This window comes from Caballeronia glathei (assembly GCF_000698595.1).
In the GTDB taxonomy this organism is placed as follows: Bacteria; Pseudomonadota; Gammaproteobacteria; order Burkholderiales; family Burkholderiaceae; genus Caballeronia; species Caballeronia glathei.
In genome coordinates this window covers 14,573-30,621 of record NZ_JFHC01000060.1, presented here as the reverse complement: position 1 = coordinate 30,621, position 16,049 = coordinate 14,573, and the positions used below count along the sequence as shown (strand labels likewise).

The following is a 16,049-nucleotide window of genomic DNA, read 5'->3' as shown; positions in this document are numbered from 1 at the left end:
TCAGTGATCCTGATAATGACTTGCGACCAGTCCGCGCGCGCGCAGTTCGGGGATCACGGCGCGACCGAATTCCTCGAAGGTGCCCGGGAAATGCGTCGGCGTGATGACGAAGCCGTCGCAGCAGTCCTCGAACAAGGCCTGCAGTTGATCGGTGACGTCCGTGGCGGTGCCGACGAGACGCGGCGTGCCGGTGCTTCCCGACAGTGCGACAGCGGCCTCGTCGACCCGGACGTCCGGTCTGGCATCGAGCAGATTCGCGAGCCACGCAAGCGTGCCGCCGGCGTCGACCGCGGGCCGCTTGTTCTGGGTATCCAGAATCGGCTGCAAGGGCGCATCGCCTGAGACACTCGACAGATCGAGGCCCAGCATCGCCGCGAGATAGCTTCTCGCCGCTTCCGGTGCGACGAGCGTATCGAGATGCGCGGCGCGTGCCGCGGCGATCTCGCGCGTTTCGCCGACCACGGGCTGCACGGCCGCCATCAGGCGGATGTCCTCAGGCGAGCGTCCCATGCGTTCGGCACGTGCACGGATGTCGTCACGCAGTTCGCGCATTGCGGCGGGCTCGCTCTGGATCGCGAAGATGACTTCCGCCCAACGCGCGGCGAAGTCTCTTCCGCGCGGCGATACGCCGGCGGCCATCAACGTGGGGCCCGCGCGGTACGGCAAGGTCAACGGGCCGCGTACGTCGAAGTGACGGCCCTTGTGATTGATCTGCCGGATTTTCTCGGCACGGGCATAGATGCCGGACCGCTTGTCGGCGATGAGCGCGTCTTCGTCCCAGGACGTCCAGAGCTCGCGACAGACTGTCAGCACTTCTTCTGCTCGCTCGTAAAGGTCGCGGTGATCGAGGGAAGTCAGATGCGCGAAATTGATGGCATTGCTCGCCCCGGCCGAGGTCACGACATTCCACGCGATGCGGCCATGGCTGAAATGATTGAGTGTACTAAGTGTCCTGGCGAGATGAAAGGGTTCCATAAACGTTGTCGACAACGTGACCGTGAACCGGAGGCGACGCGTGACGCCTATCATCGGCGAGACGAGCAGCGCGGGATCATGACGGACGGCGCCGCTCGCTCCGCGACTCGTCATCGTCTCCCAGACGCCGTCATCGCCCATAGGAACAGCAAGCGATTCCGGCACGAAGGCATAGTCGTAGCCATAGCGATCCAGGCTGCGAGCAAGGTTCTCATAGAGCACTCGATCGCAGAAATCGGTTTCGCTATAGGGGTGACGCCACATTGCGCCGAAGTGACTGCCCGGCATCAGCACATAGGCCGACAGGAGCATGTGCCGGCGGGTCACGACGCTGACCTTTTCGCCGTGTCACACGTTTGTGATGCCCTTATTGAATCATTTCCGCTGCGGATTATGACGGGCATGCGACACCACCTATTTTTCTGGTAGTCAGCGGAATTTCTGCGTATATTGCTCTAGTGTTGTTGAAGTTGTCAATTGAGAACCCTTGGGGGCAAGGACATGAAAGACAACATTTCAGTTGCCGAAACGCCTCGTACGGAAAGAACGGCAAATGGCACAAACACCACTGTGGTGCGCAGCACGAGTCCTGCGACGAATGGCGTCAAGCTCGTAGGAGAAGCGTTCGTTCCGGGCGCGAGCCTGTTGATGGATGGCAACGTCGTCAACGGCGCGGCGCACGTTGCCGCGGGCATCGGGATCAAGATGCTTTTCGGGCCGGTGGGCCTGCTGCTGGCAGCGGCTGATTCGTACTCGAAATCAGTTACCGACAAATATCTCTGGGATCATGTCGGCGATCTGGTCAATAAGGCCAAGGAAAACCGAAAGGCCAAGGCAGAAGCGGCGAGTCCGCCCGCAGACTGATTTTGATCGGCTTGCAGTCCGAGAATACTGCAAGCATCACTGAGCATTTCTTTCCGGTAAGCGTCGACATTCGTTGCGCATCCGAAGAAACTCGTGCGCTCGTTTCAACGCTCCGGTCGCTGAAATACCCGAAGCTCGTGCCCATAGATCAGACGGGGTAGATACTCATCATGCACGAGAGTGAGTCGGTGATCGCCGGCCCAGGCTTCGACCGCACCTTCGGGAACCTGCTCCACCCACTCGCGCGTGAAAATGTAGTCGTCGATATTGTGGGCGAGCCGTCGTCCGCCGGGGCGCGCGGTCATGTCCTTGTAGAGAAAAACGCCGCCTGGTTTTACGCGCCGGACCGCGGCGGCGAATACGTCGCTCCTGTCTCGTGGGGGCACGTGGTGCAGGACGTCCACCATCGCGACGGTGTCGAACGGACCCTCCGGCGCCTCGGCGACAGAGCGGATAAGTTCGAAAGTCAGAATGTTTTCCGCGCCGAGACGCTGCGCCGCGGCACGCGCCGATTCCAGAGGCGCCGCCGTGACGTCGCAACCCACGCCGCGGCGGATTTTCTTCATCGCTGCGAGCAGTGCAAGCAAGGATCCTGCACCGCAGCCCACGTCGAGCACGTCAGCGCCGTCGCGGACGAATTGCAGCAGCTTGTCGAAAGGACAGACGTAGGGGCGAACAGCGCTCAACCATCGGAGTGGCGTGGGCGTATCGCAATAGGCCGCATAGAAGAAACGCCGCAGTTGCGCGGGCGTTGCAGAGGCGTCTATCGAGGGGATGGAAGTAGATGCGTGAGCGAGCATTTCTGTGTTCGGGTGTCGTCCGATCTTGCGCTTGATGTTACTATGCAGAAACTTTTTGCGCCGCCAAATTATTCGAATTCTTTGTTCTCCGCACAAGTTGATGTCAGATGAACACAGCGGATCCAGTCGACGACGAGGCTTCCGAACATCCGAAACAGCGCGTGTTCAGGCACGTCCGGTATCGGATGAGCCGCAGCGAAAAGTTCATCGCGGTGATGCTGTTCATCGGCGTCATCGTGCTCGTGCTGATTCCCTTCACGTTCATCGTGATACCCGCGGGCCACGTCGGCGTGCTCTACCGCTTGCTTAGACACGGTACGGAAACGCGCTTTGTCTATCATGAAGGCCTGGGAATCAAGTGGCCGTTTGATCGAATCTATACCTACGAAGTCAGAACGAAGACGCTCGATGAGAGCGTCCACGCACTCGCCCAGGTCGGCCTCAGTGTACAGGTTCAGGTTTCTGTCCTGTATCACCCGGTGCCCGATAACGCCGGGAAGTTGCATCAGGAGATCGGCTATGACTATGTCGAGCGGGTGGTGCGTCCGATTTCGCTCGGTGCGGTGCGCGACATCGTCGGAAAATCGGATCCGCACGATCTGTATCGCATCAACGTAGAAGAGCTAGAGAGCCGGATACTCGCCAAGATGCACCGATCGCCGGCTGCGGCCGGACTCATTTTCTTCGAGCGCGTCGTCGTGCGCGACATCGTTCTACCGACCGCGGTGAACGACTCGATCAACAGAAAGCTCACGGAAGAGCAAAATGCGCAGACCTATAAATTCCTGATCGCGCAGGCGCAGGACGAAGCGGAGCGCAAGCGGATCGAAGCCATCGGCATTCAAACTTTCTACTCCATCGTCGCCAATTCCCTGACGCCTCAGCTGCTGACCTGGCGAGGCATTGAAGCAACCGTCCAGTTGTCCAATTCGAGTAACTCGAAGATCGTCGTCGTCGGCGGCGGGAAGGATCAACTCCCTTTGATTCTCGGAAGCGATATCGCCAAACAGCCGGATCTTCCCGCGCCTGCGGTGGTCGACCCTCAGTCGCATCAGCTACCGCCATGGCGTGAACTTCCAAAGCTTTTTCCGAAAGCGGGCGGCGAGGGCGGGTCTGGCTCTGAAAGCCGTGGCGGCAGCATCGGCCCCGGGAATGACAGGAGCTCGTCTCAGGCTGCCAGCCAAGGCACGAAGAAACCTTGATTGATTGTGATGTCAAGCTGCTCGACGATTGCAGCCGCGACGATCACGGGAGGGCGTCATGATTGTCATTCCTAGCCTCGTTTATCTGGTTCTCAGCCTGCTCGTCGCTTATCGCGGCCGACGCACGCGTATCGGCTATTTTGGAACTTTTCTCCTGAGCTTGTTCCTCACCCCGGTGCTCGTGTTCGTGGGGCTCCTGCTCCTGACCCCTTCGCCGGAGAATGTCGAAATTGTCTATCGCGGAGACAAGCAGAAGGTCTAGCGAGTCATCCGGGCGGTCATTGCTTCAGCAATACCAGCGCATCAGCTCGAATCGGTCCGAGCGGTCACTTCGCGTGTCGACCTGCACATGATGATTGACTGAAGCAAGCGATAGCCAACGGACGTCCCCGCGTCGGGGAAGTGAGTGACGTAAAGCGATTGAAGCACCCATTTGCACGGACTACGCGTCTATGCCATAACGACAATAGAAAGAAAGCCGACCCGTCCGTCATGCACTTCTGCGAGCGGCCGGGCTGCATGCAAACGGATGGCCGGCGGCGTCTCGCGGGATTTTGGGTCGAATGTGTCGACCATCGAAATTGGCTATCTTGAGACGCTTTCGCCGCGGGGATGGGGATCGATATACGGGCAGTTGTGGCGCTGCCGGAGCGCTGTTGTGCCAGATGCGGCAGCGCAGGATAACGCTGGAACAGATCCACACCGACTGCCGGTTGCGCACACGGCTCCGCGCCTGCATCCGATGCACGAATAATTCCTCGACAACCCTCGTTTTAACTTGTTTAATTCGGCGATTGGGAGCGGGAAAGTGGTGCATGCAAGTATCCACTCAAGCGATGTCGAGATTTCGTCGAACAGCATTGGATCGATTTGTGTTCCTATCGAACCTTTTTATGCTGGGTCGGAGTGAAAAAGTGCATCGTCAGACTTATCGATCTTCTTCCGTCGATCGACGACGAATCTATGTCAAACATGATGAGTTATGGGGTGACTTCGTTGCGCTCACCAACCCCTGGTGATTAGGCAGGCGGTTCAAAAAAATTCATTCGTTGGCTGAACAAGGACCACGCAAGGTGCTTCATTAAAAGCATGACTCAGCGATCACGCGTTAAGACACTTATTGTGGATAAACATGCTCAGTCTTCCTCTCACGCCCGCCCAACTGGGAATCTTCTTTCGACAGCAAGTCGATCGGCGGGATCCCCGATTCAGCGTAGCGCACCTGACCGAAATTGTCGGGCCACTTGATATTGATCTGCTGGAGTCGGCTTTTCGACAAACCATCGCGGAGGCCGACTCAGTACAGGTTCGGCTGCGCGGCACGGAGGGGTTGCCGCATCAGATATTGGAGACGGTCAACTTTAAGCTTCAAGTGCTCGATGTCAGCGAAGCCGCTGATCCGCTACAGTCGGTTGAAGATTACGTAAAGGCCGAGCTTGCCACTGCGATTGATCTTGATCAGTGGCCATTGTTCAAAGTGGCGCTGCTTCGGGCTGCTCCAGCGCGATTCTTCTTATTTCAACGCTTTCATCACATCGTATTCGACGGCTATTCCTTTTTTCTCTTTATCGAGAGGCTTGCAGAGCTTTATTCGGCGTTGAAAGGCGGATCCCGACCTTCTCCGGCCAGATGGAGTCGACTAACCGATTTACTCGCGGATGATGAGGCTTATCGCGCATCAAGCGCTTTTGAAAAGGACCAGCATTTCTGGAGCGAGTATCTGGGGAATTTGTCCGAGCCCCCGATTCTCGCCGCGGGCGTGCAGAACCCATCACCTGAGACTACGACAACTAAAGCCAGGACCCGCCTGTTGCCAGAAACGGTAGCACGTCTGCGCCAGATCGCCCGTAATGGTGGCACTTCGTGGCCACAGTTCATCACAGCGCTGATGGCCGCCTATTTGGCGCGCGTCAGTGGTCAGCCTGATGAAGTGGTCCTGGGAATGCCCGTCACGGCACGGGTCGGACGAACCGCCAAGAATGTGCCTGGCATGATGTCCAATATCCTGCCGCTGCGGGTGCCTGTCGATCCTCGGTCAAGCATTACCGACCTGCTCAAGCAGGTTTCCATCCAAAGCCTCCGCGTATTGCGTCACCAACGCTATCGGATCAAGGATATCCGGCGAGATCTGGAACGCCTCGAAATAAGTCAGCGACTCTTCGGGCCGATCGTGAATATCATGCCCAGCTTCAATAGTGCGATCGCCTTCACGGATTGTCAGATTGCTTCAAATCGCACCTTTTCAGTCACGCCTGATGACCTGACATTGCACGTGCATGACGAGGGGGAGGAAGCGGGGCTGAGACTGGTGTTTGATGCCAGCGCAGCACTTTACACCTCCGAAGCAGTGCGGACGCATATGCAGCGGTTCACGCAGTTTCTGGAGCATGCAATCGCGCAGCCTGACGCACCGTTGCATACTCTCCCACTGCTGCTGCCCGGTGAGCGCACGCTCCTTGAGAGATGGAACGACACGGCTGCCCCCTTCCCCCAGGAGCAGTGCGTCCACCAGCTGTTCGAGCATCAGGTCGCGCGCACGCCCGATGCGATCGCGCTCGTCTTTGAAGACCGGTCCCTCACCTATGCGCATCTCAATGTACAGGCCAACCGGCTCGCCCATCAGTTGATCGCGCTGGGCGTCGGTCCCGAAGCGCGCGTGGCATTGTGCATGGAGCGTTGCCCGGAGCTGGTGGTAGCGCTGCTGGCCATTCTCAAATCGGGCGCCGCCTATGTGCCGCTCGATCCGGCCTATCCCGCCGAGCGACTGGCCCACATGCTCCGGGACGCAGCCCCCGTGCTGCTCATCGCCGATGCCGCCGGGCGCGAGGCCCTCGGTCACACCAGTGACCTGCCGGTACTCGATCCCGTGGCCTTCGATGACACCCTGGACGATCACGATCCGCAGGTCCCGGGGCTCAATTCCCGCAACCTCGCCTATGTGATCTATACCTCCGGATCCACCGGAACGCCCAAGGGCGTCATGGTCGAACATGGCAATATCGTCAATCTCGCCCAAGCGCAGATCGAACTCTATGATATTCGTCCGGAGAGTCGCGTCGTCCAGTTCGTTTCACCCGGCTTCGACGTCAGCGTTGCCGACGTGTTCATGACCCTGGCCACGGGCGCCGCGCTTTATCTTCCAGTCCATGATGACTGCCTCGCGGCCACGTCGTTAATAGAGTACATGCGCCGGCACGCCATCACCCATGCCCAATTGCCACCAGCGCTGCTGCAGGGACAAAATTCACTGGCACTGTTGCCGAGGCTTCAGGTACTTGTTCTAGGCGGAGAGTCGCCGGGTGTCGCGCTGATGCGCGCGGTGCAATCCGATATCAGAGTCTTTAATGCCTATGGCCCAACCGAGACCACTGTCTGCGCAACGGCGTGGTGCAGGCCGCACGAGTTTGACGATAACAATGTGCCTATCGGCCGACCGCTTGCCAACACGCAGATTCATCTGCTCGATGCGCACGGCCAGTTGATGCCCCCCGGTGCCGTCGGGGAACTGCATATCGGCGGTGCCGGCGTCGCGCGCGGCTACCTGAACCGCCCGGAGCTGACCGCCGAACGCTTCCTCGACGATCCCTTCAGCAAGGTGCCCGGCTCGCGCATGTACCGGACCGGCGACCTCGCCCGCTGGCTGCCCGACGGCAACATCGAGTTCCTCGGACGCAACGACCATCAGGTCAAGATCCGGGGGTATCGCATCGAGCTCGGCGAGATCGAGGCGCGTCTGGCGGCGCATGAAGGAATCCGCGAGGCGGTGGTGCTGGCACGCGAGGCCAGCGGCGGCGACAAGCAGCTGGTGGCCTATTACACGCTCGACACAGAGGAGGAAGCGCCCCAGAACCAGCAGTTGCGCGCGCATCTGGTGCAAACGCTGCCGGAGTACATGGTGCCAGCGGCCTACGTCATGCTGGAAACGCTGCCGCTCACGCCGAACGGCAAGGTGGACCGGCGCGCGTTGCCGGCGCCGGACGACGGCGCCTTTACCCGCCGTGACTATGAGGCGCCGGTCGGGGACACGGAAACGCTGATCGCGGCGATCTGGGCCGAGGTGCTGGGACGCGAGCGGGTGGGCCGGCACGACAACTTCTTCGAGCTGGGCGGCCATTCGCTGCTGGCGGTGACGCTGATCGAACGGATGCGTCAGGCGGGCGTGCAGGCCGATGTGCGGGTGTTGTTCAGTCAGCCGTGGGTGGCAGCGCTGGCGGCTCCGGCGCAGGGCGTGCGGAACACGGTGGCGGTGCCACCGAACGGTATTCCCGCCGGATGTGCGGCGATCACGCCGGAAATGCTGCCGCTCGTGACGCTGAGCGAGAAAGAGATCGAGGCGGTGGTGGCTCAAGTCGAAGGCGGTGCACGCAACGTGCAGGACATTTACCCGCTTGCCCCGCTGCACGAGGGGATGCTGTTCCACCATATGGCCGGCGGCGAGGGTGATCCGTATCTGCAGAGCATGATGATGGCCATGCCCGAGCGCGTGCAGCTCGGGCGCTTTGTGCAGGCGTTGCAAACGGTGATCGAGCGGCACGACATCCTGCGCACGGCAGTGCTCTGGGAAGGTCTGCCCGAGCCGGTGCAGGTGGTGTGGCGCCACGCGCGCCTGATCGTCGAGGAGGTTACGCTATCGCCGCAGGATGGCGAGATCGAGGCGCAGTTGGCCCAGCGCTTCGATCCGCGACACCACCGGCTGGACGTGCGGCAGGCGCCGATGATGCGGATGTACGTGGCTCGCGATGCGGCCAACGGCCGCTTGCTGCTGCAGCTCCTGGGCCACCACATGGTGATGGACTATACGGCGCTTGAGCTGATGCTGGAGGAGATCGAAACGATCCTGCGTGGCGAGGCGGAGCGCCTTCCCGCCCCGCTCCCGTACCGCAACTTCGTCGCGCAGGCGCGGCTCGGCATCAGCCAGGGTGAACATGAGGCGTACTTCCGTGAAGCGCTTGGCGACGTGGACGAGCCCACGCTGCCGTATGGCCTGAGCGACGTGCAATGCGACGGCTCGGGCATCGCGGAGTTCAGGACGAGGCTCGCGGCCGGACTGAGCCGGCAGTTGCGCGAGGAGGCGCGCAAGCTGGGCGTGAGCGTAGCGAGCCTGTTTCACCTCGCGTGGGCGCGAGTGCTGGGGCGCGTGTCGGGCCGTGAGGACGTGGTGTTCGGCACGGTGCTGCTGGGTCGCATGCAGGGCGGCGAGGGCGCGGGCCGCGTGCTCGGCATGTTCATCAATACGCTGCCGATTCGGGTCCACCTGCATGATGTGAGCGTCAGCGATGGCGTACGGCACACGCATGCGGCGCTGTCGACGCTGCTACACCATGAGCACGCCTCGTTGGCGCTCGCGCAGCGCTGCAGCGGCGTGGCCGCGCCGTTGCCGCTGTTCAGCGCGCTGCTGAACTACCGGCATGGCGGGGCGTCCGATCGCGCGGACGACGCGCGCACCGTCGAGAGCGGGCTGGCGGTGCTGCACGGCGATGAGCGCACCAACTATCCGCTGTTGCTCTCGGTGAACGACTTTAGCGACGACTTCGAACTTGTCGTGCAGGCCGATACGCGTGTCGATGCCTCGCGTGTGGCCAGCTACATGGACTGCACGCTGGACGCGTTGGCCCTGGCGCTGGCGAAAAGTCCGACGCTGCCCGTACGCGGGCTGGAGATGCTGCCGCTTGCCGAGCGCGAACGGTTGCTGGTGAAGAGGAACGACGTCGCGATAGAAGTGCCGGAAACCACGGTGATGGCGATATTCGAGGCGCAGGTCGCGAAGTCGCCGGACGCCGTGGCAGTGACATACGAAGCCGTGCGCGTGACATACGGAGAGTTGAATGCCCGCGCAAACCAGGTGGCACATCATCTGATTGCCGCGGGTGTGCAGCCCGACGACCGGGTGGCGATCTGCGTGGAACGCGGCATCGAGATGGTTGTCGGCGTGCTGGGGATCCTGAAGGCAGGCGCAGGATACGTGCCGCTGGATCCGGGCTACCCCGTCGAGCGACTGGCCTTCATGCTCGACGATTGCGCGCCGGTAGCAGTGCTTGCGCAAGCGAGCGTGCGTGAAGTGCTGGGCGAACTGTCGGCCCCGATGATCGAACTGAGCGCTCAGGCATTCGAAGCGCAACCGACCCACAACCCGGTGGTAGCGGATCTGAACTCGCAGCACCTGGCCTACGTGATCTACACCTCCGGCTCGACGGGCCAACCCAAGGGGGTGATGATCGAGCACCGCAACGTGGTGCGGCTGTTTTCCGCCACGGCCCACTGGTTCGAGTTCGGAGCGAAGGATGTCTGGACGCTGTTCCACTCGTTCGCGTTCGACTTCTCGGTGTGGGAGATCTGGGGCGCGCTGCTGCACGGTGGCCGGCTGGTTGTGGTTCCGAAGCTAGTGAGCCGCTCGCCGCAGGATTTCTATCGCCTGCTTTGCGAGGAAGGCGTGACGATCCTGAACCAGACGCCGAGCGCGTTCCGGCAGCTGATCGCCGCCCAGGGCGAAAGTAACCTGTCCCATCAACTGCGCCAGGTCGTCTTTGGCGGCGAAGCCCTGGAACCGATGATCCTGCAGCCGTGGTATGCACGCGAGCAGAATGCGGCTACGCAGCTGGTGAACATGTATGGGATCACGGAGACCACGGTGCACGTGACCTACCGCGCGCTGAGTGTCGAGGATGCGCGGCGCTCGGGCCGCAGCCCGATCGGCGGGCGGATCCCGGACCTGCGTGTGTACGTGCTGGACGGTCAAAGCCAGCCGGTGCCAGAGGGCGTGACCGGCGAGATATATGTGGGTGGCGCGGGAGTGGCGCGCGGCTACCTGAACCGTGCGGATCTTACCGCACAGCGATTTGTGAACGATCCATTCGGCAGCGATTCGCAAGCGCGGATGTACAAGACGGGTGACCTGGGTCGCTGGCTGGCCGACGGTACGCTCGAATACCTGGGCCGTAACGACGACCAGGTGAAGATCCGGGGATTCCGGATCGAACTGGGCGAGATCGAAGCGAAGCTGCTGGGATGCAAACGGGTACGCGAGGCCGTGGTGGTCGTACGGCAAGACAGTTCGGGTGAGAAACAACTGGTCGGGTATGTGGTGGGCCATGACGGAGCCGAGCTATCGGCGGCGGATTTGCGTGGACAGCTGTCAATGGTGTTGGCCGACTACATGGTGCCGAGCGCCTTCGTGAAGCTGGAAGCGTTGCCGCTGACGCAGAATGGCAAGCTGGACCGGCCTGCGCTGCCGGCGCCGGATCGGTCCTCGGTGGTGACGAAGGAATACGAGGCACCGCAAGGGAAGGCTGAAATCACGATCGCGCGGATCTGGCAGGAGCTTCTCGGTGTGGAGCGAGTGGGGCGTCACGATGATTTCTTCGCGCTCGGAGGCCATTCGCTGAAGGTGATCACATCGTTGGCGCGTCTTGCCGGCGTGTTCGATAAAAAAATCGCACAGCTCGACTTCTATCGCCAGCCAACGGTTGCGGGCGTCGCCGCCTTGCTTGCTCGCGATACGGTTGCAACGGAAGCACTGGTGCCGTTGATCGCGCGCGGTGCTGCGCCAACACGCCTGACTCTCGTATGCGCGCCGTATGCGGGCGCTTCCGCAACCATGTTCCGGCCTTTCGCCGATGCACTATGCTCGCGTGACCCGACGCTCGCAGTGCGCGCAATCGCGCTACCGGGCAACGAGCTTGGCAGTAACCCGCAAGATTACGGATCGGTGGACCAGATGGCGCAGGCCTGCGCCGACGAGCTTATCGCAACGAACACCGGCGAGATTGCGGTGTACGGCCATTGCGTGGGCAGTTTCCTGGCTTTTGAACTGGTACGCCAGATCGAACGCCGGGGGCAGAAGGTCGCCCTCCTTACTGTTGCGGCGGCTTTTCCGCTTCCACGGCTTTTGCGCAGGCTGCCGATGCCCGCACCCTGGAGCTTTACCAGCGACAGGAAACTGCACGCGCTGATCAAACGCTGGGGCGGGCCGACCGACGACGTGGATCCGGAGGTCATTGCCTTCATGATGGGCAATTTCCGCAGGAATGCCCAATTGACTTTTGAGTATGAGAGACACCGGGAAGACGACAAGATCGCCTCGCCGATACTTTGCATCGTCAGCGCCGACGATCCCCTGACGCGCGGATATGCGCTTCGTTTCCGCGCGTGGTCCGCCCTCTCGGATCGGACGGCGTTGGCAGTATTGTCCGAGGGGCAGCACTACTTCGTCGGCACGCGTCCCGAACTGGTCGTGGACGTCGTCTGCAAGCATTTGGGTGACCGCGAAGCGTTATGGCAAGCAAGCGAATGAGCCGAACCTCTTGCTGCGTCGGCTGGCACGAATCGCCGGTCTAGTTGGCAAGAGCGCTGATTTCGCGCTCTGGATAACCCCATCGCGTTAGTCGGCCACAGCCGAGCCATTGCGTCTGGCATACAAGCCCGCCTTCAGCGTTTCGGCGGACACGTCGACAAGGCGGCCCTGCGCGACCTGTACGAGCCGGTCGGCACACTCGAAATAGGCATCGTCATGAGAGATGACGATGACCGTCTTGCCCTTGCGCTTGAGATCGGGGATCAGCTCCGTGTAGAACACGCGCCTGAACACGGGGTCCTGATCAGCGGCCCACTCATCGAAAAGATAGATCGGACGGTCTTCCAGATACGACGCGATAAGCGCCATTCGCTTGCGTTGTCCGGACGAAAGGCTGGTGGTGCTGAACCTGTTGCCGCTGATGCTCACCTTGTGGTCGAGCTCGAGTGTGTGCAGATAATGGGTCGCCCGTTTCGCGATCTGAGCCTGATCGTGACACAGGATTTCGTCGAACAGGTGAAAGTCGGCAAAGACAGCCGAAAATTGCTGACGATACTGCACCAGGTTACGTTTATCGATCTTTACGCCGTTCAGTTCGACATGCCCTTGCTCGGGTTCATAGAGTCCGAGCAGCAGCATCGCGAGCGTAGTCTTGCCGCTGCCGTTTCCTCCAATCAGGTAGATCACCTCGCCTTGCCTGATCGAAAGGTCGATCGGGCCAAGCGTGAACGGACGATCTTCGGTCAGCCCCGGGTAGCGATGCGACACACCGGCGAACCTGAGTAGCGGAGCGCCCTCGACCGTGACAGCGAAGGGATCGTCTTGTGTCACGGGAGCGTCATCATCCGGCGCGTGCGCCAGCTCCGCATCGAGAATGCGGATTCGCGCCAATGCGATGGACGCCTGCCGCAAAATTGGCAAGGTGGTCATCACTTCGCTGACGGGTTGAATCAGAAACAGGAGCAGAAGCGTGAGGGTCACCAGAACGCCTGGCGATTGCGGAAACCAATGCGGCATGACGAGCAGGATCAGGCCGATCGCCACGTAGAACAACATGCCGCCGGCATTGGCGACGAGCGAATAAATGAGCATCGCTCGCGTGAACGAGCGCCGGAACCGATGCGCGGTAGGATGGACTACGTGGTCCGTGAAGTACTGGGCTCGCGAAGTATTGAGCTGCAATTCACGCGTGCCTTCCAGCAACGAGCGGAAATGCCGGAAGATGATGTCGAGCTGATCGCGGACCGCCTGCATCTCGCGCAGCGGCCAGCGCTCCACGCAATGGTAAATCACTGCCGCGGTGACGAGAAAAAGAAAGAAGCACGCAAATGCCTGCCAGGAGAGCCAGGCCATATATCCAAGGCATACGGCGATCAGGACCAGGTGTCCAAACGTGACTGGAAGCATTTGCGCAGCCTGCGCGAACGTGCCGACGTCCGTCGTGAGGATGGCAAGCAGGCGTGGCTTCCCGAGCGCCTCCAGCTTCTTGTAGGGCGTATGCAGGATCTTCCGGCACAGTTCGATGCGCAAGCCGCAAATGACCTGCTGCCCGAAGTCCATGATGAGTATCTGGGAGCTCGTTCTAAAGAGCAGTTGCGCTGCGCAGACCGCGAAGAAACCGATCGCCAGTCCGCGCGTCGGCATCTGCCCTCCGGCGACGCTGCTGATCAGTCGTGCGATTTCGGCGCTGCAAATGGCCCCGGCGAACCCGGCGATCACGGCAATCACGACGCGCCGCAAGGACTGGCGTCGAATTGTCGGAGGAATCACTGCGAACATGGCTGATCTCCGCTTGCGGCAGGCGACAGCGAAGCAAGAAACGCCTGGATCGTCTGGTTGAATTCCCCGGGATTATCGGTCATCACTGCGTGGCCTGCGCCGGATATCGTCGCGAGCCGCCCTTTGGGCAAGGCATGATGGGCCATGCGCAACGCGACCTGCGGCTTGAGTATCGCGGACCCGACGCCTCTCACGACGAGACTTGGACATCGCACCGACCGGAGCATGGTCCAGACGTGTTCCTCGCGTGATCCATCGTTCAGTGGCCGGTCATCGGCCACGGCCCTGTCCAGCTTCGGCTCGTAGGCACCCGTGTGCGTCGGGCGCAAGGCGTGCGCCGCCATGTAGTGTAGCGCGCGGGCGCTTGCGAGCGGGCGCCGGTCCTGCAGCCATTGCGCATATTCGGCGATCGAGTTGAACCGGGTCGGAGTCTCGCGTATTTCAGTGCGCACCTTTTGTGAACCGGCGGAATCGGACTCGGGTCCAAAATCGACCAGGACCAGTCCGGAAGCGAACTGTTCGAGCATGCCAATCAGATGAAGGGCAACGCTGCCGCCGAGTGAATGACCGACGAGTACAGGCTGTCGTATATTCAATGCCATCAGCACTTCGAACACGTCACCCGCCAAGGTCCTGGGATCATAATTGCCATTCGGGTCCCAGCTCGAATCGCCATGGCCGCGAAAGTCGATGGTGACGAAACGGTGGTCGGAAGGCGCAGCTTCCGTCAAGGTGCGCCACACGCCACTGCACTCGCCGCGACCGTGAAGCAGCACGCAAGGCCTTCCGGTGCCGCCTGAATCTTCGATGGCGATGTCGAAGCCGCCATTGCGAATCCTGACGCTGCGCCGCTGCATGAAAGAGGGTCGTTTCATGGTTGTCACCTGTTAGGAACGCTGCCGCTCGCCGTCGACGAGTTGGGACTGGATCAAGCAGGGACAGCTTGCCGGTTGACAGTTAGAGGAGAATTACGGCCCTGGGCCAGCCGGATGCCGGCAGAGGTCCATATCGGTATGACGTGTCGAGGAAGGCGCCCTTGCGGCATCTGTCCACGCCGAATCGTGCTAACCAGATCCTAACTATTGCCGCATAACCTCATGTCATTCACGATGCCCAGTCAGCGGTGCTCTCATGGAACGTGATAAGACGATTGAACGATTGTTGAGCGGGGACAGGGAGGTGACTGAAATGAGCATGATCATGGAAAGCACGAGGAACGATGCGCGTGAGGAAGTGCTGCGCACCATCTCGAACGAAGTGCTTGGTATCGAATCTTTCGAACCCACCGGAGCCCCGTCTGCCGGCTTTAGAACCGTCAGCGTTCGAGAGCTCGGGCGGGCGCTCGAAGCCGCCTATGAGGCTGGACTCTTTGTCGGGCGCGCGGTAGGTTATAACGCTCTTTGAAGCGACGAGATGTAGCGGTTACGACGACACACGATAAGGGCCTTTCGAGAGGTTGCGCATATGAAAAGTTCAGAACAAGTCTACGAATTGCCGAATCCGCAGATGGATGAGATTGCGGTCACTCAGGATTTCGTGAACTCCCCGGAAGAACTCGCCTCGATGGTCGCCGGGGTGCTGGGAGTGAAGCGATGTGTCGTGTCGATTCCGATCGACGAGCGGATCGCTGAAGTGTGCGCCGATCACGTCGCGTCATTCGGCGAGGTGCATATCGGGGCGAAGACGGCAATCGTTGAATATTCGGACAGTCGCGACAAGATGTTTTCCATTCTTGCGCTGAAAGGAAAGGCGATTGGTGTCGTGCAGGTTTCGGGCCCACGAAGCGGGCGGCAATTCAATGAGGATGACCTGAACGCGCTGCGGATTCTCAGCGTATTCCTCACAAAAGCGATTGAAGCGGACAGACTACAGAAGCTCGTTGCCTCGCCTTTCGCACAGATGTCGCTGAGGCGGCCGTCGGACCAAACGATCGGTGACATCGTCGCTCAATCGATTCAAAACCCGAGTCAGCTTTCGAAGATTCTTGCAAGATCATTTTATCGAGAGATGACGCGTGCGGGTTTCAACTTCAATCAGATCATCGGAGCAGCTACGGAGATCATCTCCGAACTTGCCAGTAACGTGCGCAAGCATAGCGACCGAAAGCAGCGGCACAGCGACTAATGTACTTGGGCTGGC

At 60.6% G+C, this 16,049-nt stretch carries 10 protein-coding genes; 6 read left to right on the top strand and 4 right to left on the bottom strand.

The window, feature by feature from the left end; genetic code table 11:
* On the bottom strand, window positions 1–1,287 hold the full coding sequence (locus BG61_RS28855) for an NtaA/DmoA family FMN-dependent monooxygenase (protein WP_035924314.1): 1,287 nt from the start codon (window positions 1,285–1,287) through the stop codon (window positions 1–3).
* Between the two features lie 189 nt (window positions 1,288–1,476).
* Here BG61_RS28855 and BG61_RS28850 point away from each other — a divergent pair, with 189 nt between their 5' ends.
* The gene (locus tag BG61_RS28850) at window positions 1,477–1,839 is read left to right on the top strand and encodes a DUF6072 family protein (protein WP_035924283.1); all 363 of its coding nucleotides are present in this window, start codon (window positions 1,477–1,479) and stop codon (window positions 1,837–1,839) included.
* Window positions 1,840–1,943: 104 nt separating this feature from the next.
* Here BG61_RS28850 and BG61_RS39440 read toward each other — a convergent pair whose 3' ends face one another.
* A complete protein-coding gene (locus BG61_RS39440; protein ID WP_051672844.1) occupies window positions 1,944–2,639 on the bottom strand; it encodes a class I SAM-dependent methyltransferase in 696 nt (231 codons plus the stop codon).
* A gap of 107 nt (window positions 2,640–2,746) precedes the next feature.
* Here BG61_RS39440 and BG61_RS28840 point away from each other — a divergent pair, with 107 nt between their 5' ends.
* From BG61_RS28840 to BG61_RS28830, 3 genes are all read left to right on the top strand, one after another.
* A complete protein-coding gene (locus BG61_RS28840; protein ID WP_035924286.1) occupies window positions 2,747–3,841 on the top strand; it encodes a prohibitin family protein in 1,095 nt (364 codons plus the stop codon).
* Between the two features lie 58 nt (window positions 3,842–3,899).
* Window positions 3,900–4,103, top strand: a complete 204-nt coding sequence (locus BG61_RS28835) for a hypothetical protein (protein WP_035924288.1) — start codon at window positions 3,900–3,902, stop codon at window positions 4,101–4,103.
* Between the two features lie 870 nt (window positions 4,104–4,973).
* Window positions 4,974–12,131 (top strand): non-ribosomal peptide synthetase, encoded by a 7,158-nt coding sequence (locus BG61_RS28830; protein WP_075584248.1) that lies wholly within the window; start codon window positions 4,974–4,976, stop codon window positions 12,129–12,131.
* 87 nt (window positions 12,132–12,218) lie between these two features.
* On the opposite strand, the gene BG61_RS28825 is transcribed toward BG61_RS28830, so the two are convergent.
* Window positions 12,219–13,910 (bottom strand): cyclic peptide export ABC transporter, encoded by a 1,692-nt coding sequence (locus BG61_RS28825; protein WP_035924290.1) that lies wholly within the window; start codon window positions 13,908–13,910, stop codon window positions 12,219–12,221.
* A complete protein-coding gene (locus tag BG61_RS28820; RefSeq protein ID WP_232255939.1) occupies window positions 13,898–14,785 on the bottom strand; it encodes an alpha/beta fold hydrolase in 888 nt (295 codons plus the stop codon). The genes BG61_RS28825 and BG61_RS28820 overlap by 13 nt, the downstream gene beginning before the upstream one ends.
* Before the next feature lie 256 nt (window positions 14,786–15,041).
* Between BG61_RS28820 and BG61_RS28815 the strand changes: the two genes are divergently transcribed.
* Together BG61_RS28815 and BG61_RS28810 are read left to right on the top strand one after the other, a co-directional pair.
* Window positions 15,042–15,314 (top strand): DUF6900 domain-containing protein, encoded by a 273-nt coding sequence (locus BG61_RS28815; protein ID WP_232255940.1) that lies wholly within the window; start codon window positions 15,042–15,044, stop codon window positions 15,312–15,314.
* A gap of 60 nt (window positions 15,315–15,374) precedes the next feature.
* Window positions 15,375–16,034 (top strand): hypothetical protein, encoded by a 660-nt coding sequence (locus tag BG61_RS28810; RefSeq protein WP_035924294.1) that lies wholly within the window; start codon window positions 15,375–15,377, stop codon window positions 16,032–16,034.
* Window positions 16,035–16,049 lie beyond the last annotated feature (15 nt).

What these genes read in the sequence shown, in the direction of transcription:
- BG61_RS28855 (WP_035924314.1), bottom strand. Translation starts at nt 1,287, where the DNA reads ATGCTCCTGTCGGCCTATGTGCTGATGCCGGGCAGTCACTTCGGCGCA.
- BG61_RS28850 (WP_035924283.1), top strand. Translation starts at nt 1,477, where the DNA reads ATGAAAGACAACATTTCAGTTGCCGAAACGCCTCGTACGGAAAGAACG.
- BG61_RS39440 (WP_051672844.1), bottom strand. Translation starts at nt 2,639, where the DNA reads ATGCTCGCTCACGCATCTACTTCCATCCCCTCGATAGACGCCTCTGCA.
- BG61_RS28840 (WP_035924286.1), top strand. Translation starts at nt 2,747, where the DNA reads ATGAACACAGCGGATCCAGTCGACGACGAGGCTTCCGAACATCCGAAA.
- BG61_RS28835 (WP_035924288.1), top strand. Translation starts at nt 3,900, where the DNA reads ATGATTGTCATTCCTAGCCTCGTTTATCTGGTTCTCAGCCTGCTCGTC.
- BG61_RS28830 (WP_075584248.1), top strand. Translation starts at nt 4,974, where the DNA reads ATGCTCAGTCTTCCTCTCACGCCCGCCCAACTGGGAATCTTCTTTCGA.
- BG61_RS28825 (WP_035924290.1), bottom strand. Translation starts at nt 13,910, where the DNA reads ATGTTCGCAGTGATTCCTCCGACAATTCGACGCCAGTCCTTGCGGCGC.
- BG61_RS28820 (WP_232255939.1), bottom strand. Translation starts at nt 14,785, where the DNA reads ATGAAACGACCCTCTTTCATGCAGCGGCGCAGCGTCAGGATTCGCAAT.
- BG61_RS28815 (WP_232255940.1), top strand. Translation starts at nt 15,042, where the DNA reads ATGGAACGTGATAAGACGATTGAACGATTGTTGAGCGGGGACAGGGAG.
- BG61_RS28810 (WP_035924294.1), top strand. Translation starts at nt 15,375, where the DNA reads ATGAAAAGTTCAGAACAAGTCTACGAATTGCCGAATCCGCAGATGGAT.